The organism is Kitasatospora cystarginea (assembly GCF_039533515.1).
Lineage (GTDB): Bacteria > Actinomycetota > Actinomycetes > Streptomycetales > Streptomycetaceae > Kitasatospora > Kitasatospora cystarginea.
The window spans coordinates 95,692-118,287 of sequence record NZ_BAAATR010000007.1 but is presented as its reverse complement, the minus strand read 5'-3'; the positions used below and the strand labels follow the sequence as shown (position 1 = coordinate 118,287).

The 22,596-nt window shown below is 72.6% G+C and carries 17 protein-coding genes; 7 read left to right on the top strand and 10 right to left on the bottom strand.

The window, feature by feature from the left end; translation table 11 throughout:
* Positions 1–8 precede the first annotated feature (8 nt).
* Entirely contained in the window at positions 9–824 is an 816-nt protein-coding gene (locus ABD369_RS10665) for an arylamine N-acetyltransferase family protein (RefSeq protein WP_344636062.1), read from the top strand.
* 97 nt (positions 825–921) lie between these two features.
* Here ABD369_RS10665 and ABD369_RS10660 read toward each other — a convergent pair whose 3' ends face one another.
* A complete protein-coding gene (locus tag ABD369_RS10660) occupies positions 922–1,794 on the bottom strand; it encodes an NAD-dependent epimerase/dehydratase family protein (protein ID WP_344636061.1) in 873 nt (290 codons plus the stop codon).
* Between the two features lie 59 nt (positions 1,795–1,853).
* The gene (locus tag ABD369_RS10655) at positions 1,854–2,033 is read right to left on the bottom strand and encodes a hypothetical protein (protein WP_344636060.1); all 180 of its coding nucleotides are present in this window, start codon (positions 2,031–2,033) and stop codon (positions 1,854–1,856) included.
* Positions 2,034–2,342: 309 nt separating this feature from the next.
* On the opposite strand from ABD369_RS10655, the gene ABD369_RS10650 reads away from it, so the two are divergent.
* Positions 2,343–3,911 (top strand): FAD-dependent monooxygenase, encoded by a 1,569-nt coding sequence (locus ABD369_RS10650; RefSeq protein WP_344636059.1) that lies wholly within the window; start codon positions 2,343–2,345, stop codon positions 3,909–3,911.
* A gap of 282 nt (positions 3,912–4,193) precedes the next feature.
* On the opposite strand, the gene ABD369_RS10645 is transcribed toward ABD369_RS10650, so the two are convergent.
* On the bottom strand, positions 4,194–8,729 hold the full coding sequence (locus tag ABD369_RS10645) for a cation-translocating P-type ATPase (RefSeq protein WP_344636058.1): 4,536 nt from the start codon (positions 8,727–8,729) through the stop codon (positions 4,194–4,196).
* 27 nt (positions 8,730–8,756) lie between these two features.
* The gene (locus tag ABD369_RS10640; RefSeq protein WP_344636057.1) at positions 8,757–9,263 is read right to left on the bottom strand and encodes a hypothetical protein; all 507 of its coding nucleotides are present in this window, start codon (positions 9,261–9,263) and stop codon (positions 8,757–8,759) included.
* A gap of 240 nt (positions 9,264–9,503) precedes the next feature.
* On the opposite strand from ABD369_RS10640, the gene ABD369_RS10635 reads away from it, so the two are divergent.
* Complete coding sequence (locus ABD369_RS10635) at positions 9,504–12,221, top strand: SpoIIE family protein phosphatase (protein WP_344636056.1); 2,718 nt, start codon at positions 9,504–9,506, stop codon at positions 12,219–12,221.
* Positions 12,222–12,349: 128 nt separating this feature from the next.
* Here ABD369_RS10635 and ABD369_RS10630 read toward each other — a convergent pair whose 3' ends face one another.
* A complete protein-coding gene (locus ABD369_RS10630) occupies positions 12,350–13,531 on the bottom strand; it encodes a baeRF2 domain-containing protein (RefSeq protein ID WP_344636055.1) in 1,182 nt (393 codons plus the stop codon).
* A gap of 513 nt (positions 13,532–14,044) precedes the next feature.
* Positions 14,045–14,602 carry a helix-turn-helix domain-containing protein gene (locus tag ABD369_RS10625; protein ID WP_344636054.1) on the bottom strand — a complete coding sequence of 186 codons (558 nt, stop codon included), beginning with the start codon at positions 14,600–14,602 and terminating at the stop codon, positions 14,045–14,047.
* A 77-nt stretch (positions 14,603–14,679) separates the two neighbouring features.
* On the opposite strand from ABD369_RS10625, the gene ABD369_RS10620 reads away from it, so the two are divergent.
* The gene (locus tag ABD369_RS10620; RefSeq protein ID WP_344636053.1) at positions 14,680–16,053 is read left to right on the top strand and encodes an erythromycin esterase family protein; all 1,374 of its coding nucleotides are present in this window, start codon (positions 14,680–14,682) and stop codon (positions 16,051–16,053) included.
* A 45-nt stretch (positions 16,054–16,098) separates the two neighbouring features.
* On the top strand, positions 16,099–16,548 hold the full coding sequence (locus ABD369_RS10615) for a hypothetical protein (RefSeq protein ID WP_344636052.1): 450 nt from the start codon (positions 16,099–16,101) through the stop codon (positions 16,546–16,548).
* A gap of 268 nt (positions 16,549–16,816) precedes the next feature.
* Here ABD369_RS10615 and ABD369_RS10610 read toward each other — a convergent pair whose 3' ends face one another.
* A complete protein-coding gene (locus ABD369_RS10610; protein WP_344636051.1) occupies positions 16,817–17,500 on the bottom strand; it encodes a TetR/AcrR family transcriptional regulator in 684 nt (227 codons plus the stop codon).
* A 192-nt stretch (positions 17,501–17,692) separates the two neighbouring features.
* On the opposite strand from ABD369_RS10610, the gene ABD369_RS10605 reads away from it, so the two are divergent.
* The gene (locus ABD369_RS10605; RefSeq protein ID WP_344636050.1) at positions 17,693–18,478 is read left to right on the top strand and encodes an SDR family NAD(P)-dependent oxidoreductase; all 786 of its coding nucleotides are present in this window, start codon (positions 17,693–17,695) and stop codon (positions 18,476–18,478) included.
* A gap of 158 nt (positions 18,479–18,636) precedes the next feature.
* Positions 18,637–19,272 (top strand): hypothetical protein, encoded by a 636-nt coding sequence (locus ABD369_RS10600; protein ID WP_344636049.1) that lies wholly within the window; start codon positions 18,637–18,639, stop codon positions 19,270–19,272.
* A gap of 61 nt (positions 19,273–19,333) precedes the next feature.
* Here ABD369_RS10600 and ABD369_RS10595 read toward each other — a convergent pair whose 3' ends face one another.
* From ABD369_RS10595 to ABD369_RS10585, 3 genes are all read right to left on the bottom strand, one after another.
* Positions 19,334–20,341: a LacI family DNA-binding transcriptional regulator gene (locus tag ABD369_RS10595; protein WP_344636048.1), complete on the bottom strand. Its 1,008-nt coding sequence runs from the start codon at positions 20,339–20,341 to the stop codon at positions 19,334–19,336.
* Positions 20,342–20,642: 301 nt separating this feature from the next.
* Complete coding sequence (locus ABD369_RS10590) at positions 20,643–22,031, bottom strand: MFS transporter (protein WP_344636047.1); 1,389 nt, start codon at positions 22,029–22,031, stop codon at positions 20,643–20,645.
* A complete protein-coding gene (locus ABD369_RS10585) occupies positions 22,028–22,585 on the bottom strand; it encodes a phosphoribosyltransferase family protein (protein WP_344636046.1) in 558 nt (185 codons plus the stop codon). Before ABD369_RS10585 ends, ABD369_RS10590 begins: the two co-directional genes overlap by 4 nt.
* Positions 22,586–22,596: the final 11 nt, after the last annotated feature.

Genomic DNA, 22,596 nt, shown 5'->3' with positions numbered 1-22,596 from the left:
TCGGTCGTATGGCTCTTGACCTTGACGACTACTTCACCCGCACCGCCTGGACCGGAGAACGTCGGCCCATCGTCGAAACCCTGCGGACGATCCACCGCGTGCACCTGTACGGCATCCCGTTCGAGAACCTCGACCCCCTGCTGGGGACGGCTCCCTCGCTGGACCTCGACGACCTGCAGGCCAAGCTGGTGCGCGGTACCCGCGGCGGTTACTGCTACGAGCACAACACGCTGCTCGCCGCCGTACTGGAGTCCCTCGGCTTCGGCGTCACCCTGCTCTGCGCCCGGGTCCTGGTCGGGGCGCAGCCCGGGGCCGACCGGCCGCGCACGCACATGATGCTGCTGGTGGAGATCCCCGGACACGAGGGCCGCTACCTCGCGGACGTCGGCTTCGGCTCCAGCGGCGCGCTGACGGAGCCGGTGCCGCTGGTCGCGGACCAGGAGTTCGACGCGGACGGGCGGCGCCACCGGCTGGTGTTCGACGCGGAGCGGCGCGGACCGCTGCCGACCTGGGTGCTCCAGCACGGCCGGCCGGACGGTTCCTGGGCCGACCAGTACGCCTTCACCCTGGAGCCCTACGAGGCACCGGACTTCGAGGTCATCAACTGGCACATCGGGACCAACCCACGCTCGCCCTTCACCAAGGAGGTGTACGCCTGCCGCACCCTGCCCGGACGGCACCTCCAACTGAGCGGACGGAAGCTGGTGGAGACCAGGACCGGAGGGGAGCGCGAGGAGCGCGAACTGGCCGACGTGGACGAGGTGTTGCGGGTACTGGAGGCCGAGTTCGGGATCGTCCTCCCGGAGGGGACCAAGCTGCCGTGAGCACGGCGCCGTCGGTCCGCGCCCGCCGCACGGTGAGCGCGGCTCGCCGCCGAGGCCGGGTGCGGGCGGGGAGCCGCGCTGATCCGGTGCTGGCGGATCAGACGCCTTGGTCCGCGAAGCCGGTCCGCCAACTGGTCCGCTCGGTGCGCCAGCCACGCGAGCGGGCCAGGCCGCCCGCCGCACCGCGGGCCCAATCCTGTCGCCCGGCAGTGGCCTCGGGCGCGGGAACCCCGAGCGTCCGCGCCAGTACCGGGAGCCAGTCGCGGGCCCGGGCGGGCTCGTCGTCGACGATGTTGACCGGCCCGGCGGGCCAGGCCAGCGCGGCGACCGCCGCCCTGGCCGCGTCCGCGACGTGGACGAAGGAGCTCACCGAGTCGTCCGCCTCGACGCTCCCCAGGAACCGCGCGTCCGGGGCACCGGCCAGCGCCGCGGCAACGGCACCGCCGGGTGCGTACCAGGTGCCCGGACCGTAGAGGATGCCGTAGCGCAGCACCACCGCGGCGTCCATCTCGGTGGCCGTCTCCTCCAGCGCCCGGACGGCGGCCACCATCCCGGCCCGTGGCTGCCGTGCGTCGTCGTCGAGCGGTACCGACTCGTCGGCGGGCCCCTCTCCGGGGGCGTACGCCCAGCAGATGGACTGGGCGACGATCCTCGGCACTCCGGCGGCCCTGGCCGCGTCCACCAGGTTGCGGGTGCCCTCACGGCGGAGCCGGCCGTTGGCGGCGCCGTCCGCGTCGGTGAGATCGGTCAGTTGATGGATCACCACCTCGGGGGCTGCCGCGGCCACCGCGCGATGCAGCCCTTCGGCGTCGAACACGTCGACCCGGGCGGCCGCCGCACCCTGGCGGCGGATCCGCTCCGTCCCGGACTCCGAGCGGGAGGTGCCGGTGACCTCGTGCCCGGCCGCCAGCAGCAGGGGGACGAGGAGTCGGCCGACGGCGCCGGTGGCGCCCGCTACGAAGACACGCATGGGGACTTCCGTTCCACTGCTCGGTTCAGTCGTCCGCAGACCTGCGGACGGAGCCCAGGCTAGACCCGGGCCTCGCCCTCCAACTGGGCCAATCGCACGGAGGTCGGCTGGGCCATTCGTCCGGGACCCGGGCGGCTCGGCTGGGTTCGGCGATGGCGGGCGGGAGGCAGGCCGATCCGGGTGAAGGTGAGCCCGGCGGCGACGACCAGGGGTACGGTCAGCAGGATCATCACGGTCATGGCATCCTCCCGAGAGACGTGAAGGCATGTCGTCGGATACCGTCTGCCCGGCCCGTGACAGGTCGATTCCTCAGATCACCCGATCGGGTGGGGCCAGGTTGCGCAATTGCCTGACAAGCGGTTTCCTGATGGGCTCTTCGACCTCCTTCTCGGCTGATTCTGCGGTTGACCAGGCATGCCACCCCGGGTTCGTCGGACTCCTGTGCACGACATCCCGTGATTGCGGCCGGCCGCCGGGTGCGGAGGATTGATCTCATGGTGGTTCAGGACACCGTCGACGCGGCCGTCGCGTCGGGGGAGGAGCCAGGCATGCCCGTAGCGGACGCCGAGGTGGCGGTACTGATCGTCGGTGGTGGGCCGGTCGGGCTCACCGCCCGGGTGCTACTGGAACGCTGGGGCGTGCGGACCCTGCTGGTCGAGAAGCACGGTGAGCTGTCGCCCTTTCCCCGGTCCCGGCTGGTCAACGTGCGCTCGATGGAGATCTTCCGCCAGCTCGGACTTGCTGACAGGATCACGGCCGGCGCGTTCGCACCGGAGTACGGCCGGATCCGCTTCCGCGACACCCTGCACGACCGCGACTTCGCCACAGCGGCGATGGTCGGGGTCAACGCTCCGGTACCCGCGAGCCCCGTGACCGGCGTGGTCACCTCGCAGGACCGGCTGGAACCCACCCTGCTCGCCGCAGCGGACGCGCCGGTGGGGTTCGGGGTCGAGCTCATTGACCTGGCCGAGGAGGCCGACGGCGTCGTGGCCCTGCTCGTCGACCACCGGCGTGGTGCGGAGACCCGCGTCCGGGCCCGTCATGTCCTGGCCGCCGACGGTGCGAACTCCACCCTCCGGCAACGGCTGGGGATCGACACCACCGGCCCCGGAGCGATGGGGGACTTCACCACCGTCGTGTTCGATGCCGACCTCGACCGCTGGTGCGCCCACCAGCCCGCCGGGGTCTACTTCACCGCGCACGGACTGTTCGCCCCGCTCTACCCCGAAGGCGGCTGGGCCTGGTTCGTCGCCACGCCCGAAGCCGCCGCACGCGCCGACTGGCCCGGCCTCGTCTCGCGCGCCCTCGGCGCCGGCGCCGACGTACCGGCCGACGTGTCGCGGGTACAGCACTGGGTGATGAGCGCGTTCGTCGCCGACCGCTTCCGCAGCGGCCGGATCCTGCTGGCCGGCGACGCCGCGCACGCGGTTCCCATCGTCGGCGGCCTGGGCATGAACGCCGGCATCGCCGATGCGCACAACCTGTGCTGGAAGCTGGCAGGTGTCCTCCAACGGTGGGCCCGGCCGAGCCTGTTGGAGACCTACGAGACGGAACGGCAACCCATCGCCCACCGGACTCTTCGTCAAGCCGTGGTCAACACCCGACTCATGCTCCAGGTACAGAACCGGCGCAGCGAGCAGCTCCGAGCCGGCGAAGCAGCGTCGACCCGGATCGAACTTCCCTGGTCCGAGCGGTACTTCGCCCAACTCGGTCTTGTGTTCGGCGTCACCTACCACTCTGCCGCCGTCCTCGCCGACCGCGGCATCCCGCTCGAGCCGTCCGACAGCGGCCCGGACTATGTCCCCACGGCGAGGCCAGGCCGTCGCATGCCACACCTCTGGCTCACGCGGGACCGCTCCACGCTCGACGCCTTCGGCGAATGGTTCACCCTGCTCACCCCGGACCCCAACCACTGGGCGCAACAGACCACCGCACCATGGCCGCTGCACATCGAGCGCCTTCCCGACGACCATGCCGACCTCTGCGGCCCCGGCCCACATGGAGCACTGCTCATCCGACCTGACGGCCACGTCGCCGCCCGCTGGCCCGATCGCCCATCCAGCGAGTCCACCCTCCACCGCGCCCTCACCGCGATCACCCGCTCGACGCTCCGGTGATCTTGCGGAGACGAGTTCGGGCCGCGGCCCGGGTCGATTGAACTCTCCCACCACGGCGGGTCCTTGCCACCCCGGACGGGGACGGGTAGGGCAGACTGCTCCCCTGGCCAACGACCGTACCGCCCGGGCGCGTTCGGGAATCACTGGCGAGGACCCGGGCGGCGGCGGAGGCGAGCGGCTGATCGACGTCGTGTTCGTCCGGGGCAGGCCGGAGGACATCGCGGTCCGGCGCACCGGGCACCCCGGGCCGGGTAACAAGGCGCCGGGACGCGAGGGAGGCGATCAGCGGGGTTGCCGCAGCTGCCGGGCGAGGGATTCGAACCTCGGCGCCAGGTGCGGGCCCAGCGCGGCGACGACCATCGCGGTGGCGACTCCGGCCCAGGCCACCGGGCCGAGGGGTGCACAGCCGAAGAACCGGCTGACCAGCGGCGTCTCGATCAGCACGAACAGCGAGAGCGCCGAACCGAGGACCGTCGCCAGCACCAGCGGACTGCGTCGCCGGCCGCCGACCGTCTGGGTTAGCTGGGCGCCGACCACACCGCACAGCGCCATCGTGCTGGTCCGCCGGGCGGAGCCCGGCGTGAACGTGCCGATCAGCCAGGCGGTGCTCGCGCCCAGCGCGGTTACGACCCCACGCTGGCGGATCTGCCGCGTCAGCGGCTCACCGAGCACCGCGATGCCCACCGGGACGGTGCCGACCAGGGCGGATTCGCCGGCCAGGCTCTCCTCGGCGGCGTCGTCCCGCGGGGTGACCGCGACGGCCATCGCCGGGAACATGTCGGTCAGCAGGTTGACCAGCAGGATCTGCCGGGTGGACAGCGGCGAGGCCCCGGACAGCAGGGTGCCGAGCACCGAGAAGCCGATCTCACCGGCATTGCCGCCGATCAGGACGCTGATCGCGTCCGCCACGCTGCGCCACAGCGCCCGGCCCTCGGCCACGGCATCCACCAGGACCGACAGGTCGCCGCCGGTGATCACCAGATCGGCCGCGTTCCGGGCCGCCGCCGAGCCGTGCACCGCGATGCCGACTCCGACGTCGGCGGCGCGGATGGCGGCCGCGTCGTTGGAGCCGTCCCCGACCATTGCCACCACCCGGCCGGCCGCCTGCAGCGCCTCCACCACCTGCAGCTTCTGCTCCGGGGCGACCCTCGCCGCCACGTCGCAGCCGCGCAGCAGGCGGGCCCGTCCGATGCGGTCCAGGGCGGCCAGCTCGTCCCCCGTGATCACCGATACGTCATCCGGCCAGCCGAGCTGGAGGGCCACGGCGCGGGCCGTCTGCGGGTGGTCGCCGGTGAGCATCACGGGCCGCACGCCGGCCCGGCGGAGGTCGGCCACCAGCGGTGCGGAACCGGGGCGGGGGGTGTCGGCCAGGCCGATGAAGCCGAGCAGGTCCAGATCCTCGAGCGGCCGGCCGATCGCCTCGGCGGGCTCCTCGGCCTCCGTGAGCCGGCGACCGGCGACCGCCAGCACCCGCAGGCCGTCGGCGGCCAGCGCCTGCGCGGTCCCGTCGCCCTCGGCAGTCTCCGTGCAGGCCGGCAGCACGACCTCAGGCGCACCCTTCACCAGCAGCGCGCGGGCCCCCTCCGCGTCACACCCGACGGCGGAGGCGTACCCGCGACTGGCCTCGAACGGCTGCACCTCGGCGAGGGTCCACGGCGAGCCGGGCAGTGCGGCGGTGAGGATCGCCTCGTCGGTGGAGTGGGCGTGGACACCCGCCTCCCGGCCGGGAGTGCGGCAGGTCAGCGCGGCGGCGTGGACCAGCGGCGCGGCATCGGTGGAACCGGCCGGGTGCTCGGTGCCGTCCGCGGTCGCCACCCGCACCACGCGCAGCCGGTTCTCGGTCAGCGTGCCGGTCTTGTCGAAGCAGACGGTGTCCATCCGGCCGAGCGCCTCCAGCGCGCGCGGGGCGCGGACCAGGATGCCGATCCGGCTCAGTCGCCGGGTCGCGGACAACTGCGCGACGGTCGCCACCAGCGGCAGGCCCTCCGGGACCGCGGCCACCGCCACCGCCAGCCCTCCCCGGACCGCCTCCCGTACCGGCCGGCCGCGCAGCAGCGACAGACCGGTCACCGCGGCGCCGCCGAGCAGGGTGAACGGCAGCATCCGGCCGGTCAGTTCGTGCAGCCGGGCCTGGACGCCGGGCGCGGGCGCGGTGCGCGAGGCCAGGTGCGCCGCCCGCCCGGCCTCGGTCTCCCCGCCGGTGCCCACCACGACGGCCCGGCCGTGGCCGGCGACCACCGTGGTGCCCTCGAACACCATGCAGTGCCGCTCGGCCACCGCGGCCTGCGGTGTTGCGTCCACCTGCTTGCCGGTCGGCAGCGACTCGCCGGTCAGCGAGGACTCGTCCACCTCCAGTTCATCGGCCTTCAGCAGCCGGGCGTCGGCGGGTACCACGTCGCCGGTGTAGAGCTCGATCACCTCACCCGGGGCCAGCCGCCCGGCCTCCACCGTCCTCGCCTCGCCGGTTCCCAAGTCGGTTATCCGGCGGGCCTTTTGGCGCTGTTCCAGCTTGAGTCCGGAGAGCGCGCGCTCGGCCCGCAGTCGCTGGACCCCGCCGACGAGGGCGTTCACGCCCATGGCGCCGAGCACCATCAGCGCGTCCACGACGGACCCGAGCAGGGCGGAGGCGATGGCGCCGACGAGCAGCAACGGCGTGAGCGGATCGTGCAGTTCGCCGCGGACGGAGCTGACCAGCCGGACCGCCAGGCGCTCGGGCGCGAAGACCGGAAGACGCGCGAGCCTGACGGCGCCCTCCCGGATCCGCGCCGACACGCCCGGTTCCACGCCCGCGGCGCGGGCCCGCAGCCGGGTCAGTGCCTCCTGCGGCTGCAGGGCGTGCCAGGGCACCCGCGGCGGCGGGTGCGGCGCACGGTCGGTGTTGACCCGCAGCGCGGCACGCCAGCCCGAGACGAGCGAGGCGGCAGCGGCGGCGTGCACCGGGCCGAGCCGGAAACCGAGCGGGAAGGTGAGGTGCTTCGAACGCGATCCCCGGGTCACCACCAGCAGCCCGGCGAGCGCCGCACCCGCCTCGGCGAAGACCTTCGAGTGCTCGCCGACGGTACGGGCCGCGGGTATCGCCGCCAGCAGTCGCCAAGCCCCCTCCAGCCCGTGCAGCAGCAGCACATCCGCGCCCCACACCACCGCACTGCCCTCGTCGGTGAGTGAGACGGCGACGTCGCTGCGCAGCAGGCCGGCCAGCACCTCGCGGCTCTCCGGGCTCAGTTGCCGCTCCGTCCCGGCCCGGCCGCACGGCACATGAGCTACCGTCAGAACGACCCGGCCGCTGCTGCGCAGCTCTCCGACCAAATCGGCCAACGTCCTTTCGGCACCGACGAGTTCGTCCGCCAGTGCGCCGAAGTCGCCGAGCGAACCATCGTCCTGCACCACGACGTACAGGCCGGCCCGGCGGGCCGCGTCCAGTGCCGCCTCGGCGAGCGGGTCGAGCTCCCAGCCGACCAGCACGGTGCCGACGTCCCTGCCCCGCTCCGACGCGATCATCAGCCCGATACGGGAACCGGCCTGGTCGGGCACCGGACGCAGGCCGAGCGCCCCGCCACCGTCCAGGGTCGCCGTGGCCGTCTGCCACAGTCGGTCGTGGTCCCAGTCGGGCACGTTGGAGTTGACGTCCAGGACCGTACGCCGAGTGCTGCGCAGCGCCTCGGGGTGGAGTACCACCGTGTCGACGAGCTCCAACTGCCCGAGTCGGTCGAGGTTGCGCACGAGTACGCCCTCGCGGGCCAGTTCGGTGCACAGTGCGGCGGTGAAGGCCTCCGGGCCGTACCGGACGGCCTTGGGATTGCCGGCCATCAGCGCCTCCGCCGCCTCGTGCACGTCCCGGGAGAACAGGAGCGTTCCGACCGCGCCGAACAGGGTTCCCGTGATCGCCTGGTCCCGGTAGTCCTCTCCTGGACGGCGGTGCAGCTGCGGCCGGGCGACCTGGCGGCCGGCCAGGCTCAGCCGATCCGGAGCGCAGACGGTGTCGTGCGCGGCGTCGAACGCGGCGGCACGGGCGACGGCCTCGGCCAGCTGACCCACCCTCAGCACCGCGTCCAGGGCCAGGGCGGTCGGCGACTGCCCCACGCCGTGCGCGGCCGCGTTGGCGGCGGCCAGCACCAGATCGGTGGCCGAGCGGCCCAGATGGCGGCGGAGCACCGATCGCACCCGCGGGTCCTCATGCAGCAGCGTCACTCCGGTCGTGACCAGGTGGGAGTTGCTCTTCAGGTGGACCGTCCGCGCGGCGACGGCGGTGGCGATACCCACCGCGTCGCAGGCCAGGGCGAGCGCACCGGAGCGCACACCGCCGGTATGACCCGGGTGCGCGGGCTCCAGCACGTCCTCCTCCGGCCGCTCCAGCCGCTGCCCGGCCGCGAGCTCGGTCGCCCGCTCCACCACGCGGTCGGTGACGGCGTCCTGCGTCATCTGCACCACCAGCCGGGCCAGCCCGCCGTCCCAGTAGGCGGCGAGCACGTCGGGGCGCTGCACCAGGCCGGTCGCCACCCGCCGGGCCGCCGCCTCCAGGCTGCGTACGGTCGCGCCCGGGCTCGGGCGCAGCGGGAGCTGGACCCGGGACCCGGCATGCCAGTAGCGCCGGCCGGGGGCCATGGCGCTCAGCCCGACCCGGCCGACCCGCACCGCGGTCTGCGACACCGCCAGCGCGCCGCGGGCGGTGGTGCGCACGCCCGTGCCCGCCGCATCGGCCGCCACTCGGACGGCCGTGCCGGCCGCCGGGACGACCCGCCGGGCCGTCCGGACGGGAACCCCGACCGCGAGGTCCATCCCCGCGGCGGGCAGCCGGGTCAGCAGACGCAGGACCGCCATCACTCGCCTTCGCCCAGCCGCGAGCCCTCATCCGCCCGCGGCCGAAGCGGACTCTGCGGCGGTGGCCGTGCGGCGCCCGCCCGACTGGGTGGTCCGCTTCGCCTTGGTCGTCGCCGTCTTCTTCGTGCGCGGTTTCGTCGTCGCGGGGCGCTTGGCCGAGGACTTCGCCTTGGCGGAGGGCTTCGCCGCAGCCCTGCGGGTCGTCCGGGTCGCGCGGGCCCCCGTACCGGCAGTGGCGCCCTCGTCGGCCCCGCCCGGACGCGGCTGGGTCAGCCACACCACCGCGGCGCCGGCGGCGGCGATCGGCCACTCCACGAGGCCCGCCGCGCCCAGCAGGCCGGCACCGGCGTAGGCCGCGATGCGGCGTGAGCGTGGCGAGACGACACCGACGGTGTCCAGAACGGAGCCGAAGGCGTCCTTGACGGTGGCGGCGCCCGGTAGGTGGCTCACCGTCGTCATCACCGTGTCGACCGGATGGAGCAGCTTCTCCGCGGCTGAGGGGGATGCGGAACTTCCCCGTGTGGTCTCGCTCATGGTCTGGTCATCTCCTACTGGTCCGCATACCCGGTGACCGGCGGAAGGAACCAGCACGGCGGGGCCCGGGCCCGGGGGTGCGTCCACCGCGACCGTGCGCTGCCCGCCCGGCCGTCGCGGGCGGTTGCGCGGTCCGCCGGAGCCGGCGGCCGTCACCCGTGTCCTGTCCGGCCTCCGGGGCCTGGACTTGATCGTGTGCTGTAGTTCTGACGTTCCATCAACGAAGGTGGGAAGTCCAGCATGCGAGACGGCGGTGGCGGGCAGGACCCGGGAACCGGGCTGAAGGTGCCGGCGAGACCGAATCGGCGGTCACGGTTCGGGGCCGGGGGCGTCGCCGGGCGGGTGCTGCTGTGGCAGTTGGCGGCGGTGGTGCTGCTGGTGGCAGCGGCCACCACCGCCCTGGTGATCCAGATCGGGAAGGACATGCGACGCGACGCCACCGACCGCTCGCTCGCCGCCGCCGAGGCCTTCGCGCACGCGCCGGGGATGGTGCCCGCGCTGCGCAGCACCGATCCGACGGCGGCGCTGCAGCCCTTCGCGGAGCCGGCGCGGAAGGAGTCCGGGGTCGACTTCGTCTCGGTACTGTCACCCGACGGCATCCGCTATACCGGCCCGGTGTCGGGCCTGATCGGCAAGCGCGCCGACGGCGACATCGCGCGGGCGGCCGCCGGGCAGGCCGTCACCGAGACCTACCGGGGACCTCTGGGGGAGGCGGTCCGGGCCATCGTCCCGGTCACCGATCCGACCGGGAGGCTGGTCGGGATGGTCAGCGCCGGGATCCGGACCGGGAACGTGGTGAGCACGGTCGACCACAGACTGCCGCTGCTGCTCGGCGCCGCCGCCCTGGCCCTGGCACTGGCCGTGAGCGGCGCCACGCAGATGAGCCGGCGGCTTCGCCGCCAGACCCACGGCCTGGGCCCGACCGGGATCACCCGGATGTTCGAGCACCACGACGCAGTGCTGCACGCCGTCCGCGAGGGAGTGCTCATCATCGACCAGGACGGGCGGCTGCTGCTCGCCAACGACGAGGCGAAGCGGCTGCTCGGCCTTCCCCCGGCCCCGGAGTACCAGCACCTCTCCACCCTGGACCTGGACCCGGCCGTCACCGAACTGCTGCTCTCCGGGCGGGCCGCCGAGGACGAGGTCTTCCCCGTCGGCGAGCGGCTGATCGCGGTCAACCACCGGCCGACCGCGATCTACGGCGGGCCGCTGGGATCGGTGGCGACCCTGCGCGACACCACCGAGCTGCGGGCCGTCGCCGGACTCGCGCAGGTGGCGCGGGAGCGACTGCGCCTGCTGTACCAGGCGGGCAAGCGGATCGGCACCACCCTGGACGTCGTGCGCACGGCCGAGGAACTGGCCGAGGTGGCCGTCCCGCGGTTCGCGGACATCGCCACGGTGGACCTGCTGGACCCGGTACTGGCCGGCGACGAGCCGGGCACGGACCTGCTGACGGTGATGCGCCGGGTGGTCGCCCGGGGCATCGAGGGGAACTGGCCGCTCTACGGCGTGGGCGAGAGCATCGAGTGGATCCCGGGGGCCGCGCAGACACGGAACCTGGAGAGCGGCCGGGCGAGCATGGTGACGGACCTGAGGGCCGACCAGGCCTGGCGGACCCAGGACGAGGAGCGGTCCGAGGAGATCCTCCGCCGCGGCCTCCACTCGCAGATCACCGCGCCGATGCGGGCACGTGGCGTCACCCTGGGCATGGCCATCTTCTGGCGCGGCGCCGCCACCCCGGAGCCGTTCACCGAAGACGACCTCTCCCTAGCCGAGGAACTGGTCGCCGGCGCGGCGGTCTGCATCGACAACGCCCGCAGGTACACCCGCGAACACGCCGTCGCCGTCACCCTGCAGCGCAGCCTGCTGCCCAGACGCCTGCCGGAGCAGAACGCGCTGGAGGTCGCCCACCGGTACCTGCCGGCCCAGGCCGGAGTCGGCGGCGACTGGTTCGACATCATCGCGCTGCCCGGGGCACGGGTGGCCCTGGTGGTCGGCGACGTCGTCGGCCACGGGCTGCACGCCGCGGCCACCATGGGCCGGCTGCGGACCGCGATCCACAACTTCTCGAGCCTGGACATCGCCCCCGACGAGCTGCTGGGCCACCTCGACGAACTGGTCGCCACCATCGACCAGGACAAGACGGTGGAGAGCGACGGCGGCACGGTCACCGGGGCCACCTGCCTGTACGCGATCTACGACCCCGTCTCGGGCGTGTGCACCGTGGCCCGGGCCGGACATCCCCCGCCGGTGATCGTCCAACCGGACGGCACCGCCGTCTTCCCCGACGTTCCCGGCAATCCGCCGCTCGGCACGGCAGCCCTGCCCTTCGAGGTGACCGAACTCCGGCTACCCCAGGACAGCCGGATCGTCCTGTACACCAACGGACTCGTCCACAGCCGCCACCGGGACCTCGACGTCGGGATGCAGCTGCTGCGCACCACCGTGGCCGGCCCCGGCCGCACCCCGGAGGAGACCTGCGAGGCCGTACTGGCCACCGCACTGCCCCCGCACCCGAGCGACGACATCGCGCTGCTGGTGGCCCGCACCCGGCTGCTGGCCGAGCGTCAGGTCGCCGAGTGGCAGGTCCCCGCCGATCCCGCCGCCGTCTCCCGGATCCGCACCGAGTGCGCCAGCCGGCTGGCCGACTGGGGCCTGGACGAGATCGCCTTCACCACCGAGCTGATCCTCAGCGAGCTGATCACCAACGCCATCCGCTACGGCGCCCAGCCCATCACCGTCCGGCTGATCTGCGACCGCTACCTGACCTGCGAGGTCGCCGACGCCAGCAGCACCTCGCCGCATCCGCGCCACGCCTCCAGCACGGACGAGGGCGGCCGCGGGCTGTTCCTGGTCGCCCAGTTCGCCAACCGCTGGGGCACCCGTTACACGGCCCACGGCAAGGTCATCTGGACCGAGCAGTCGCTGGTTTCGGACGCTCCGGACCGCCGGGACTGAGCGAGGGGTGGGCCGGGCCACGTACACCGCAGAGCGCCGGGTGCCGCCCGGCCGTCGACAGCCCGGTCTCCGGCGGGAGTAGCCGCTCCCGCCGGAGACCGGGGCCGATCGGCACGAGGCAGGCCCGGTCAGTCGCTCCAGCGCAACACCGCGCCCACCCCGCCAGCCGGACCGCCGGCCTCTGTGGGGACGAGTACCGCCTCGGCACCGGCGGCCGCCGCGGCGCGCAGCAGGGCGTCGTCGGCCCGGGCCGGCTGCGGTCGCGCGACGCCGAGGGCGTGGGCGTCGGTGCGCCTGCTGGCCAGCTGGTCGGGGCCGGGACCGACCCAGACCTGGCGGCCGGGATCGCCCGCGGACTCGTCGAGCAACAGGGTGGCCACCTGGTGGCGGCGGGCGGCGTCCAGGACGGCCGGGATGCCCTCGGCGGCCGGTCCCGGGCTGCTGTCCGGGCCGGATGCACCGTGTTCACCCGGTCGTCCGCGCCCGGCGTGGAACTGGTCCAGGGCGTCGTCCAGCCGCTCCGTCCGGTACGCGGTCTTGGCCTCGGCGATCCGCCGGTCGAGCGCCTCGGAGGAGGCTCCGGCCGTCCTGGCACCGCCGTCGACTTCCACGGCGTGCGGCTGCAGCCAGTCGGGCAGCCGGTTGTGCACGGCCCGGCGCTCCCGGGCGTCCCCGGCCAGCACCAGCAGCCGGGCACCACTGTCCGGCCAGCGCCGGGTGAGCTCGTCGGCGATGACCTGGGCGGTCTGGTCCCAGGTGTCCTGGAGCCGCTGCTCGTAGTGCCAGCCGTAGCGGTCGGCCGGAACCGAGCGGTGCCCGCGGTCCTGCCACTGCTCGCCCTCCGCGCTGCCGAGCCTGACCCGCGCCCGGGAGTGGCCGTTCGCCCGCCCGTCGCGCAGCTCCAGATCGGCACCGGTGCGGTCGATCAGGGCGACCAGGCAGGCGGTGTCCTCACCGCGCAGCGTGAGAAGCGGGGCCAGATGCGGTAGCGCGGACCAGGTGGCCTCCGGCATCGCCGGGGCCGCCTCCAGCGGAACATCCAGCACCACCGAGCCTTCGGTGGCGAACAGGGCCCGTCCGGCCGGGGTTCCGGAGACGGGTGCGGCGGCGAGCGTGCCGTCCACGGCGGCCCGGGTGGGCTCGTCCGCGCCCTGGTCGGCGAGCTGCCTGGCGACCGCGCGTCGGCGCAGGTCCTGCTGCTTCACCGCGTCCTCGGTCGCCCGGGAGGTGTCCAGGTAGACGGACGCCCAGGGCTTGGCCCGCTCCGGCAGCGGACCCGCGAGCAGCGGGCTGAGAAAGGCGAGTTCCATGATCTCCTCCAATGCCCGGGGGTTCGCCGCCGGGCGGCTACCCGGTCGCGGACCGCGGCTGCCCGGTACGGCCGTCGGCGCGTGGGCCGGCGGTCGGACCCGGGGAGCCGCCCGGGGGCTGGTCGGGCCGGTGGACGGGTGGCCGGTGGCGGGGGAGCGGGAAGTGGCCCACCGGGTGGCCGGCCTGCCAGGTTGTCGGCCGGGCAGGGGCCAACTTCCCTTTCAGAGGCCGGAGTCGGGCTGCGGGACTGGCCCGCGCCGCTCCACCGGCTGCTGGTGCTGTCGCTGCTGTGCTGTTGGTGGTGTGGGGTGCGGATCCGCGTGTAGACGGCGACCGCTGGGCCCGGAAGCTGTCCGCGGACGGTCTGCGCACGGCACGGGCAACGGCGGCCTCGGACTGGCGACGTCGGTTCGACGTCCTGGGCAGGGCGCACTACCGACGGTACGACGAGAGCACGGCGACGGCACGGTGCGAGCGTGCGGAGCCGGTAGTCGGCCGGGCCGCGGATCGGCTCACGGGCCGCAGTCTGCCTCGGGCAGCGGTGGCTCCTCGATCGGGAAGAAGACCGCGCTCACCAGGTGGGGGCTGCGGCCGGGCGCGGGTGCGTTGGCCGCCCGTGCCACGAGGACCTCGCGGAGTGCGTCGATCATGTCGGTGAGTTCGTCCTGGCTGAGCCACAGGACGCCCTGCCGGTAGCCGACCTGGTCGTCCGTCGGGTCGGCTCCGTCCCGGTCGAGGTAGCCGCCGAACTCGGCGAGCAGGGCCGCCATGGCGGCGGCGAACCCGCGGCGGTGGTCGTCCAGGGACATCGACGCAGCCGTGTCGGTGCCGATCGCCGCGCGGTCCCGGTGCAGCCGGTAGTGGCGTTCCACCGCGCCGTGCACGCGCTGTTCGGCCGCGACATCGAGCACGCCTGCCTCGACCAGCAGACCGACATGGCGGTACAGCGTGGTCTTGGGGACATCGGGCAGGTGCGCGCACAGCTCGGACGTGGTGCGGGTCCGCCCGCCGGAGAAGGCGTGCACGATGCGCAGTCGGACGGGGTGGAGGAGGAGGTCGAGCGAGGTCACCCTGACACGATCCCATATCTGGTACCGTTCCCAAAAATGGAAATACAGACCTTCCTCCGAGCGACAAGGGGCCAAAAGTGAGCAGGCAGCCTTCGGTGGCACCCGTCCGACTGAGCGGTGAGGCGGTGATCCCGCTGAGCACGCTCGATCCGAGCGGACCGCTGGACGACCTTTCATGGCTGGACCAGGTGACCGGCGACGCGAGGGTGGTGGCGATCGGTGAAAGCGCGCACTACAACCGCGAGTTCTTCCAGCTCCGCCACCGACTGCTGCGCTATCTGGTCGAACGGCACGGGTTCGGCGCCTACGCGATGGAGACCGGATTCGTCGAGGGCCGGCTGGTCGACGACTGGGTCCGAGGGGGTGGGGACCGGCTCGGCCGGGTCATGGCGGACGGAATGACGTCCCTGATGGGGCTGTGGTCGCAGATGCGCGCCCACCTGGAGTGGATGCGGGAGCACAACCGCACCGCCGCGCGCCCCGTGGGCTTCCATGGGATCGACCTGCCCGGCTCGATGGTGTCCCTGTTGCCCGGCCTTGACGCCGTGTCCGCCTACCTCGCGCAGGCCGATCCCGAGTTCGAGATCGATCCGGGCATCCGGGAGACGGCCTCGGCCTTCGCGGCCGCGTCCGCGTTCGCGGCCCCCGCAGCCATCGCCGCCTACGGGAACCTCACGCCCGGGAGCCGGGACGCGCTGACGGCGGGCCTCGCCGATCTCACCGCGCGGATGACCGGCAGGCGCCTGGAGTACCTGCGGCGGACCACCGAGGGGGCCTACGAGTGTGCGCTGCGTTCGCTGCGTGTCACGGTCACCCTGGATGCGATGTTCCGCGAGATGGCGCGCGGGGACCGGCAGGGGATGATGCTCGACCGCGACGCCACGATCGCGGACACGGTCGACTGGATACTGAGCAGGCAGGACCGGATCGTACTGGCCGCCCACAACGGCCACGTCCAACGCTGGCCGGGAACTCTTCCCGGGCTGTCCCCGATCACGCCGATGGGCATGCACCTGGCAGACCGGCTGGGTACCGGCTACCGGGTCATCGGCACCACCTCGGGGACCGGCCAGATCCTCAACAACGGGCCCGACTTCTACACCGGCACCCTCTTCACGCGGATGGAACCGCCCCGGTCCGGCAGCCTCGACGCGCTCATGGCCGCCAGCCACGACGGACCCTTCGCGACCGACCTGCGGCGGCTGTCCCCGGCCGACGCCGCGACCGTACGAGCCGCCTCCCAGCAGCGCGCCGGCGTCGGCACCTTCTACTCCGACCAGAGCCCGCTGGACGCCTACGACGCCATCGTCCACCTACCGCACCTCACCCCGGCCGAACCCGACCGAGGTGCACTCGCCCACGCAGCCGGCGATGTCCAGCAGGCCTTCTCCCATTGGCAGCGCGAGTGGCACACCGGACCCGGCCGCTGCGGTCAGGCCGGCCGCCTCTGACGGAATGTCATTGCCAGGCTGCCGCATCGACGGCATCCTGCACTCATGGCTGACGAGCGTTGTGATCACGACCTGATAGTGGGCCAGTGCGGCCATTGCAAGCCGGTACCGCGTGGGCTGTGCGCGTCGGTCTACACGACCCGGGGCGGGTCGGTCTTCCACCGCTCCGAGTCGTGCGAAGCACTGCACGACGGCCAGCGGCGGGCCGCGCGCTTCGGACGTGAGGTCCACACCCCGGAACGCGTCCCGGTCGCGGACGCCATGGCCCGGGGACGGGGAGCGTGCATCCGCTGCTTCCCCGGCTACCGTCCCACGGTTGACACCAGACCGTGCCTGGTACGGGTGGGACGGCAGTGGGTGCGCGGCCTGCTCACCGAGTGGCGGCGGAGTGCCGACGGCCGCTGGAGCGGCGTGGTCTCCTACGTGGTCGACGGCGAGCAGACGACGGCGGTGAAGGGCCAGGACGACCTGCGCCCGGCTCCAACCGGCAGCTGAGCCAGGCCCGTTGGAGCACTGTGCAGGACCAGCGTGAGCGCGTTGACGCTGCGTTGGAGGGGTGTCGCGTCCTCCGGATCAGGCTCGAAGGAGAGCCAGTCCTCGTTGGACGCCTCCACGGTGACCCGGTAGGCGAGACGCTCGATCTCCCGAAGACGGTCCAGTGCGCTGATCCGGGGCGCAGTCCTGTCCCGCCCGGCGCCGGGAGAAGCTGTGGGGCCTGTCGTCCGGAAAGGACGGCAGGCCCCACAACGGCGATGACCGCTGGTCAGGGTTGGGTCGAAGTGTCGGCCGACCCGTTCTCGAGAACGAGGTGGGCTGCCATCTCCTCGTGGGTGGGGGGCGGTGGCAGGGTGCGGGTGTGCTCCGGGCGTAGCCCGTCGAGGAAGACGCCGAGGTGTCGCGTGGCCAGCGCGGTGGCTTGCTGGGGTGGGAGATGGGGGAGGGGGCGGCAGATCAGGGCGGCGGTGGTGATCAGGTCGACGGCGGTGACGTCGGGCCGGAGCGCCTGGCGGGCGCGCCCTTCGGTGAGGATTTCCTCCAGAGCGGAGGCGATCTCCCGTTGCAGTTCGTGGGCCTGGGGGTCGTTCGTCATGGGGCCCCCGATCAGGGGCAGTGAGAGCAGGTCGCGGTTGTCGATCAGGCCCTGCAGAAAGGTCTCCACGGCCGTGAGCGGGTCGGTCTGCGCCTGCTTCGCCGCCGTACGGGCGGTGTCGAGCACCAAGGTGAATCCGTCCAGGAGGACCTGGGTGATCAGGGCGTCGCGGTCGGGGAAGCGTCGGTAGAGGGTAGCGATGTTCACGCCTGCCCGGCGCGCGATCTCGTCCAGGGGGACGGCGGTGCCCGACTCGCGGAAGGCGATGCGTGCCGCGGCCAGGATCTGGGCGCGGTTGCGTGCGGCGTCGGCGCGCAGCCGCGGGGTCCCGTGTCGTCCTGGAGTGCTGCCGGTCACCGTGGTCCACCTCTGCTGTCGTCGTGCTCCGTGTGTGCGCCGAGCGTATGACACCCAGAATAAGTGAAGGATTTCCTGCGGTTAGTGCTAGCCTCGAGATGTCGGCCTGAGGAACGCAACGGCCGGAGCCAGAGCCGTTGCCGCTCTCGTGCTCGTGCACCAGTGGCGGCGTCGCAGGAAGGGAGAAGACCCATGGCATCTGTGGGCAGCAGCCGCTTCACGGGCAAGATCGCGGTGGTGACCGGAGGCAGCCGGGGGATCGGCGCGGCGGTCGCTACACGGTTGGCCGCGGAGGGGGCGGCGATCGTCATCGGCTACCGCGGCAACCAGCAGGCGGCGGACGCGCTGGTCGCCAGGCTCGCGGCCGACGGCGGCAGGGCACTCGCCATGTGCGCGGACGTCGCGGACCCCGAGCAGACCAAGGCCCTGATCGAGCGGGCGGTGTCCGAGTTCGGCCGGCTCGACGTGCTGGCCTCGTGCGCCGGCATCGAGCATTTCGACGCCCTGGAGAACATCACCCCGGCCGACTTCGACCGTGTCTTCACCGTGAACACCCGCGGTCAGCTGTTCGCCGTCCAGCACGCCGCTGCCCACATGCGGGAGGGCGGGCGGATCGTGCTCACCTCCTCGGTGAGCGCCGCCCGAGCGGTGTTCGGTCACACCCTGTACGCCTCGTCCAAGGCGGCCGTGGAATCCATGGTCCTCAACCTGTCCGCGGAGCTCGGTCGGCGGGGCATCACCATCAATGCGATCGCCCCCGGCGGTACCGCCACCGAGATGGCCGCGGAGCATGCCGCCAGTTACCAGCACCCCCAGCTCAGGGGGTCGATGCCGCTCTCCCAGTGGCTGTCCGTCCACGGTGCGCTCGGGCGCCTGGCCCAGCCCGAAGAGATCGCCGCGGGTTACGCCTTCCTCGCCTCCGGCGACGCTGCCTACATGACCGGCCGCACGCTGGCCATGGACGGCGGCTTCTTCTAGAAGTCTTCTCCCGTGCCGAGTCGGCCCTTGCAGGCGGTTGTCGGGCCGATCCGGCACGGGTGCTTGACGGGCAAGTCCGCACGGCTGAAGCCCAGTTGGCGCTCACCGCAAGAAGTCCCCCGATCGCACGCCGCGCGTAAGCGGTAGATATCCTCCCCATGCACCACAGCACGACTGTCTCCTCGCACACCTACCCCGAAGGGGCCGAGTCGACCCGGTCGGCCTCGTCAGCCGACCGGCAGGAAGGGGCGTCCGTCGACGTGCCGCCCGCCTCCCGTCCCGGGAAGACCGAGCGACACGGCCGCCATGCGCTGCTCGACACCGAGCCCGGCGTCCCCACCCCGGTGCTCGCCGCCGGTGCCGGGATCCGCAAGGCCATGCTCGGTCCGGTGGTGACCGCTCTGGCGATCGGGACGGTGTTCGTCGCGGTCTACCTGGCGGCCTTCCACGCGCCCACGGCTCATCACCAGGCACTGGGCATCGCGGCCTCCGAGCAGTCGGCCGCGCAGACCGAACTCGCCCTGAACGACACCACGCCCGACGCGTACACCTTCCACCGCTACCCCAGCGCCGACGCCGCCCGTGACGCCGTCGCACACGACCAGGTGCCCGCCGCCCTGGTCGCCCGCGGCCACGGCATGGTGCTCCTCGCGGCGGGCGCTCAGGGCCCGTCCACCGTCGCCAGCCTTCAGGCCGCCGCCACCTCGGCGGTCGGCCACCCAGTCGCCGTCGAGGACGTGGTACCGCTGGCCTCCGGCGACGCCCGCGGAGTCAGTCAGTCAGTGAGTTCGTGAGTGAACGGCGTCCTGCGGCTCCGTGCCCGCCGGATCGACCGGACGATGTCGAGCAGCTGGATCAGGTGGTCGCCGGGGCAGGCCCGGTGGACTTCCGGATGACGAGTTCGGTCGGAAGCGTCACCGGATCGTTCGCGACCCCACCGCGGAGATCGATGAGCGCCTGCATTCCTCGGAAGCCGAGTGCGCCGAGAGGGAGTCGGACGGTGGTGAGAGGAGGTGTGGCCAAAGCCGCCGTTGGCAGATCGTTGAATCCGATGACGGAAAGGTCCCTGCCGATGGTCAGATCGAGCGCGCTTGCTGCGGCATAGATGGACAAGGCCATGTTGTCGTCGTCGCAGACGATGGCCGTGGGACGGTTGGCGACGGACAGTGCCTGGATCGTCCGGTCGCGGATCTCCTCGATCGCGAAGGAGCACGAGAGGTGGTCCGCCGTCACCTGCGGATGGCTGAGGATGCACTGGTCGAACGCCTCCGCCCGTCGAGTGAACGTCCATGCGGGGCGTTCGGCGCGCAGGTGCAGGATGCGCCGGTGACCGAGGGCGGTGAGGTGGGCCAGCGCCTTCGCCATTCCGCCGCCGGTGTCCATGGTCACGGTCGGCGTGTCGGGGACGGGCGCGTCGTCGAGGACGACCAGGGGGAGTCCGGTCCGCAGGTTGGAGACGGCGTGGGCGGACAGCGAACAGGCGATCACTCCGTCGAGCGCCTGCCGAGGCGTGGGGAACGGTCCGAAGCCGTCCTCTGCGCTGAGTGGGAAGACCACGATGCCGAGACCGTTGCTCGCGCCGACACGGGCGGCGCCGGCGTGAACGGTCGCGAAGACCGGATTGACCAGTGTCGGGACGGCCAGGAGGACCGTTCCGGTGCTACCCAGCCGCAGATTACGAGCGGACTGGTTGATCCGGTAGCCCAGATCATCCGCGGTCCTCATCACGCGACGGGCGGTGTCCTCACGGATTCTGCCCTGCCACTTGCCGTTGAGTACCAGCGAGACCGTCGACTGGGACACCTTCGCCGCTCGGGCCACATCCGTGGCAGTGACGGGGCGGCGCTGGTCGTTGCCATTCATCTACATACCAATCGTCTGAAACCTATCAGCTCGCTCTCCTTGGTGTGCGGGTATTCCAGTCTCGTCGATCTCACGGTCTCCCAGCCGAGCGGTGGTGTCCGTCGTTCTGCCTCTGTCGCTGAGTGAGTGTAGACCGCTCCGGACGTTTCCGATCGGGTGAGCCCGTGTCCTGATGAAGCGGGTATCCCCGGTCGTGCGCCTCGGGGCGGCGCTGCTCCGTACGGCGGTCAGTTGGTCACCGTGACGATGCCGCCGACTCATGCGCGGGTCGAGCCGCGTCCGGATCGTCGGACGGCCCCGGTCAGGCGTCCTGTGCTACCCGTTGCCGCTTATCTCCGGCTCTTCCGGTGAACGGAATTGCCGCACTTCCGAGAGCCGCGAGCACGCCGCCGGCAAGGAAACAGGTCCGCGTGCCGCTGACGGACAGCGGTGCATCGGTGGTCAACTGGCCGACGACCAGCAGACCGGCCAAGCCGAGTGAGACGCCCAGCTGTTGAGTGGTGATGAGGAGGCCACCGGAGAGGCCGTGCTCGTCCGCGTTCAGCTCGGTGGTCGCCGCCACGGCGGTGACCACCGCAACGAGGACCAGGCCGAAACCGGTGAGACAGGTCCCGGCCAGTATGAAGGCCAGGGGAAGCCCGGTCACCGGGGTGCCGGCAAGTACCGTCATGCCGACCGCAATGGCGCCCAACCCGGCAGCACAGGCCCGGAGCGTGCCGAGCCGGCGGTGCAGTGGTGCGGCGACGCGTGCACCGATCGCCGCCGCCGCCGCGTCCGGTAGCAGCGTGAGGCCGGTGACGAGATCGGGCCAACGGAGCGCACTCTGCATGAAAGCGGCGGCGAAGTAGACCATCGAACCCCCCGCTGCGGCGGCCCAGGCGCCGGCGAGATTGGCCCGCAGCACTGGTCCACGGGTGACGAACCCACGTGGCAGGAGAGGGTCGGCCTGGCGGTCACCGTGCATCCGGAAGACGGCCCACAGCGCCACCGACGAGAGGGTGCAGCCACTGATCTGCCAGGTCTTCTCCGCAGCCTCGGGCAGCAGCGACAGCGTACTGATGGCCGCTGCGGCGCAGGCGGCGAGGAGGAGTGCGCCCACGATGTCCGGGCGACCCTGGGCCCCGGCGGGTGCCTCCGGAACCCACAGCCGGACCATGACCGCGGTTGCCGCCGCCAGTAGCGCACAGCACCAGAACGTTGCCGGCCAGCCCGCGAGTTGGGTGAGCATCCCGCCCAGAGCGGCGCCGGTCGCGAATCCCAGTGAAGCCCCGGCGCCCCACCAGCCGAGTGCCACCGTCCGGGCCCGGCCCGTGCAGAGTGTCGTGATCAGCGCGAGTGCGGCCGGGGTGGCCGCGGCGGCGGCCACCCCTTGCGCCACGCGGAACGCGATCAGGAGGGCGAAGGCCGGGGTGAGCGCGGCCGCCACCGAAGCGGCGGTGAAGGCGGTCAGACCGATGAGCAGTACCCTCCGCGGACCGTAGGCGTCGGCGAAGCGCCCACCGCACAGGAGCGTCGACCCGTAGGCGAGTGCGTACCCCGACAGGACCCACTGCAGGTCCCGGGCCGACACGGCGAAGTCCTGTGCGAGGACCGGCAGGGCCACGTTGGCGATCGAGAACTCGAGCGCCACGAGGACCTGGACCAGGCACAGGGCGGTCACACTGTGCCAGCGGCGGTCTTGCCGGTTCATCCGGCGGTCTCGTCCGGTGCGGTGGTGGTGAAGAGCGGCAGGTGGAACAGGCTGGTGACCGAGGGGCGTTCGTCTCCTTCGGTCGCCACCGCGAGGATCTGGACGATCTCGCCGCCGGCGGCGTCGACCAGTGCCTGCAGAGCGGTCAGGGTACCGCCGCTGCTGACCACTTCGTCGATCAGGGCGACGCGCCGGCCGTGGACCAGCGCCGCATCGTCCTCTCCGAGGACCAGTTCCTGGGAGCCCGCGGTACCGATGGTCTGGACCGGGACGCGAATCGGTGCGGCCATGTTCGGCCGGACCTTCTTCCGGGCCACCAGATAGGGCTTGTGTGCCTTTTCGGCGAGCTTGTGCGCGAGCAGGATGCCGCCCGACTCGGGGCCGAGAATGACGTCCACGTCATCCCGCAGGCGCTCGGCCAGGGCGTTCGTTGCCGCGTCGACCAACTCCAGGTCGCCGTACAGCTTGAGGAAGGCGATGCTGAGGCTTTCGCTCACTGCCACCACGGGGAGGTCGCGCTGGATGTCGCCGATCCGGATCGTCTGGGTACGCATGGGAAGTCCTC

Coding starts and splice junctions, on each gene's coding strand:
- ABD369_RS10665 (WP_344636062.1), top strand. CDS start 9: ATGGCTCTTGACCTTGACGACTACTTCACCCGCACCGCCTGGACCGGA.
- ABD369_RS10660 (WP_344636061.1), bottom strand. CDS start 1,794: ATGCGTGTCTTCGTAGCGGGCGCCACCGGCGCCGTCGGCCGACTCCTC.
- ABD369_RS10655 (WP_344636060.1), bottom strand. CDS start 2,033: ATGACCGTGATGATCCTGCTGACCGTACCCCTGGTCGTCGCCGCCGGG.
- ABD369_RS10650 (WP_344636059.1), top strand. CDS start 2,343: ATGCCCGTAGCGGACGCCGAGGTGGCGGTACTGATCGTCGGTGGTGGG.
- ABD369_RS10645 (WP_344636058.1), bottom strand. CDS start 8,729: ATGGCGGTCCTGCGTCTGCTGACCCGGCTGCCCGCCGCGGGGATGGAC.
- ABD369_RS10640 (WP_344636057.1), bottom strand. CDS start 9,263: ATGAGCGAGACCACACGGGGAAGTTCCGCATCCCCCTCAGCCGCGGAG.
- ABD369_RS10635 (WP_344636056.1), top strand. CDS start 9,504: ATGCGAGACGGCGGTGGCGGGCAGGACCCGGGAACCGGGCTGAAGGTG.
- ABD369_RS10630 (WP_344636055.1), bottom strand. CDS start 13,531: ATGGAACTCGCCTTTCTCAGCCCGCTGCTCGCGGGTCCGCTGCCGGAG.
- ABD369_RS10615 (WP_344636052.1), top strand. CDS start 16,099: ATGGCTGACGAGCGTTGTGATCACGACCTGATAGTGGGCCAGTGCGGC.
- ABD369_RS10605 (WP_344636050.1), top strand. CDS start 17,693: ATGGCATCTGTGGGCAGCAGCCGCTTCACGGGCAAGATCGCGGTGGTG.
- ABD369_RS10600 (WP_344636049.1), top strand. CDS start 18,637: ATGCACCACAGCACGACTGTCTCCTCGCACACCTACCCCGAAGGGGCC.
- ABD369_RS10595 (WP_344636048.1), bottom strand. CDS start 20,341: ATGAATGGCAACGACCAGCGCCGCCCCGTCACTGCCACGGATGTGGCC.
- ABD369_RS10590 (WP_344636047.1), bottom strand. CDS start 22,031: ATGAACCGGCAAGACCGCCGCTGGCACAGTGTGACCGCCCTGTGCCTG.
- ABD369_RS10585 (WP_344636046.1), bottom strand. CDS start 22,585: ATGCGTACCCAGACGATCCGGATCGGCGACATCCAGCGCGACCTCCCC.